This window comes from Gordonia sp. (in: high G+C Gram-positive bacteria) (assembly GCF_049299075.1).
Lineage (GTDB): Bacteria > Actinomycetota > Actinomycetes > Mycobacteriales > Mycobacteriaceae > Gordonia.
In genome coordinates this window covers 1-3,308 of record NZ_JBAQWU010000212.1, presented here as the reverse complement: position 1 = coordinate 3,308, position 3,308 = coordinate 1, and the positions used below count along the sequence as shown (strand labels likewise).

General features: G+C 66.4%; 3 protein-coding genes and 1 tRNA gene. 1 reads left to right on the top strand and 3 read right to left on the bottom strand.

Translation table 11 applies throughout. The features are described from left to right. Window positions 1-938, bottom strand: a 938-nt coding sequence (locus tag WAW85_RS06630; RefSeq protein WP_422558839.1) for a hypothetical protein, incomplete at its 3' end; no start/stop codon positions are given. 8 nt (window positions 939-946) lie between these two features. After that, window positions 947-1,522, bottom strand: a complete 576-nt coding sequence (gene dcd / locus WAW85_RS06625; protein WP_422558838.1) for a dCTP deaminase — start codon at window positions 1,520-1,522, stop codon at window positions 947-949. A gap of 78 nt (window positions 1,523-1,600) precedes the next feature. Between dcd and WAW85_RS06620 the strand changes: the two genes are divergently transcribed. Next, window positions 1,601-1,674, top strand: a tRNA-Gly gene (locus tag WAW85_RS06620). A gap of 297 nt (window positions 1,675-1,971) precedes the next feature. Here WAW85_RS06620 and WAW85_RS06615 read toward each other — a convergent pair. After that, window positions 1,972-3,308, bottom strand: a 1,337-nt coding sequence (locus tag WAW85_RS06615) for a threonine/serine ThrE exporter family protein (RefSeq protein ID WP_422558837.1), incomplete at its 5' end; no start/stop codon positions are given.

The following is a 3,308-nucleotide window of genomic DNA, read 5'->3' as shown; positions in this document are numbered from 1 at the left end:
GTCGAGGCCGGCGGCCGGTAGCGCTGCATCGGAACGCGGGCGGCGCGAACCTCATCGGAATCAGCGACTGCGACCGTCGCTGCAGAGTCCTGGCTTTGTGTGGCCGCTGCCGCGGATTCTGCGCTCTCGACCCTGGCGGCGGTAGCGCTCGACGGCTGATCGCCGTCGCCGCGTGTCACCAGCGCGATGCCGACACCGCCGACGGCGACCAGCGTGATCGCGGCCGCGACGACGATGTGTTTGGTGGCGCGTCGGCGCACTGCGTCGGGGTGGGGGTGATCGCTGTCGGCGGCGGCGATCTCGTCGACGGGGTCCTCGGCGGCGGCCCACGCCAGCGACATTGGTCCGGACGACACCGATTCGAGCACGCCGGTGCCCGCCTCGTCGCCGGCAAAAGTCTCCGGGAACTGGTCCTCGGGCAGCAACAGGGTGTAGCCGCGGTCCGACAGCGCCTCCCATAGGCCGGGCCAGTCGTCGGTGCCGGGGCCGAGGAAGACAGCGGCCACCGGCTCGCGTCCGGCCAGTTCGACGATCATGCCGTGCGCGCGGTTTACTTCGGGGACAGTGGCGGCCATCACCGTGTCCAACGACACCGTGACCAGGCGCAGGTGTTCCCGGCCCAGCAGCAGGGCGCTATCGCGGTCGTGCAGCTTTTCGCGAGCCTGGGGGCACAGGGCTAGTAGCTCGGCGAAGCCAGCCTCGGTCTCCACGCCGACGACGGACTCGCTGTCGCGCAGATACGTCGCGACGCGCACATCGAGCACAGGCGGGGTGATCCGCGGTTCGGTCACCACCGCTTCGACGGTGCGATCGCGATCCAGCCGGGCGGCCCAGATGCCTTGCTCATCGAAGTCGAGGGCGAGCACGGCGCCGGATGAGGTCTCCGGGATGGTGAATTCATCGAGCCAGTCGGGTGGCGCAGGTGTGGGGTCAGTCATCGGCTCGCCTAGATCTGGTTCTGCGCGAAGTTCAAGTAGGCCTTCGACGGCGTCGGGCCGCGCTGTCCCTGATACTTGGATCCCACCTGGGCCGAGCCGTACGGGTTCTCCGCGGGGGAGGAGAGGCGGATCAGACATAGTTGACCGATCTTCATGCCGGGCCACAGGGTGATTGGCAGATTGGCCACATTGGAGAGTTCCAACGTGATGTGCCCAGAGAAGCCGGGGTCGATGAATCCCGCGGTGGAGTGGGTGAGCAGGCCAAGGCGGCCCAGTGACGACTTGCCTTCCAGTCGACCGGCGAGGTCGTCGGGCAGGCTGCAGATCTCCAGGGTCGAGCCGAGCACGAACTCCCCCGGGTGCAGGACAAAAGGCTCGCCGGCACTCGGCTCCACCAACGAGGTCAACTCGTCCTGACGCTGTGCCGGGTCGATGTGGGTATATCTGGTGTTGTTGAACACGCGGAACAGTCCGTCCAAGCGGACATCGACACTCGACGGCTGAACCAGCTCGGCGTCGTAGGGATCAATGCCCAGACGGCCGTCCTGGATTTGCGCGCGAATGTCGCGGTCAGAGAGCAGCACGTGATTGAGATTATCCGACCGCCGTCGACGCAGCGACATTTGCTAGGGTTTGTGGCGCGAGGCTTTCTGCCTTGTAATGCCGGTGTGGCGTAGTGGTAACGCTGCTGCTTCCCAAGCAGCCGTCGCGGGTTCGATTCCCGTCACCGGCTCCATCTGTGCCGACCGTGTACGTGGGGTGAAGGCGGCGCCCGGGGTGCTTCACCCCGCCGTGGTCGCACGCCGCCGCCCTTAACCGCAGTGCGGACCGTCGGGCCGTGTCCGGAGGTCGCGTACCAGCCCCGCCGGAGTTGCTCCAGTGCGCCGCCGCGCACCTGGCAGCGCACCTCCCGGTCGGCACCTGGCTTCTGGTGTCGGCCACCGTGAAATCGTTTGCTCAATACCGAACCTAGACGCACAGCGCAGCCGTCCGGTTCGGTTCGACACGCCCGGGGGCGTGGAGACAAGGCTGGTCACAGATTCTTGAGCTTGGGCTTGAGGTTCAGTGGTTTGATGACGATGGGGGCAAGGACGGCCGCGATCATCATGCAGATCGCCATGCTCATCAGCGAGAGGAGGGCGCCGCCGCCGAGATTGCTGAGCGACTTGTCCTTTGTCAGTTCGCCGCTGAGGGCGACGAAGCCCATCGAGCCGGGAACCATCAGCCAGAAGGTGGGCAGGAACATCACCAGCGTGCTGGGATGGCTCTTCAAATGCGCGTTCAGGGCCCAGGCGGCCAGCAGGGCCAGGCCGAGCGAGACGCCGCCAGCGAAGGCCGCCGACATGGCGTGCAGCAGCAACTGGTTCGCCCAGAAGGTGCCGAAACAGAACACGACGATCCACACCCAGGCCTGGCGCGGCGTACAGAAATACAAGACGTTGCCTATGCCGAATACCGGTGCGGCGATCCACAGGACCCACGATGGCGCCTGCTGGCTGGTGAGGTCCGCGAGGTTGTCGGAGGTCATGCCGGCCAGGTCGATCGCGAGCGCCAGGCCGAAGGCCATCGACATCAGGAGCATGAAGGCGTACATCAAGCGTGAGCTGCCCGCGATCATGTCGCCGGTGGTGAGCTCGATGATTGCGGTGGTCAGCGCGGCGCCCGGGATCAGGGTGAGCACCGGGATCACCGCGACGCGCACGGGGTCGTCTGTTCCACCGTGGATCGCCCAGAGCGCGATGGCCAGCGCAGAAACAAACGTGAGAGCGACCGGCATCAGCGAGGCCAGCGTGCCCTTTATGCTGCTCCACAAGGAGATCGCCGCGATGGGAATCGAGATCACCATGACCGCGACCGAAGCGGCCAGGCTCATCCGGAAACAGAGCGCGAAGCCCAGGGCCATCAGCACGTACCCGGCGATCCGGAGCAGGAGATTGACCGGCGGTTTGGACGCTTCGATCGCGCGCAACTGGGCCAGTGCCTCGTCGATCGGCACTGCCCCACGCCGCAACTGCCGGACCAGCGTTTCGGTGCTAGCGATCTGATCGAATCGGAATGCCGAACCGGTGCCGGCCAGCTCCACCAGACTGCTCCCGCGGTCGACGGCGAAGACATAGCTGGGGAAGACCTCGACGGCGATGTCGTAGCCGTACGCCGCGCACACTTCCCGGAGGACTTGCTGCGTCTGTGGGGCCGGGTAAGAGGACCTGTTCAGCGCTTCGCCGACCTGTGCCACCAGCACCAGCATCTGGTCGCTGGGGTCGTTGTTGGGTGCGGGGTCCCCCGATGGCCGACCGGCCGGTGACGAGGGATCCTCGTGCGGAGCGGTAGCCGAGTCGGTCGGCGTCGTCTGGTCGTCAGGCATATACG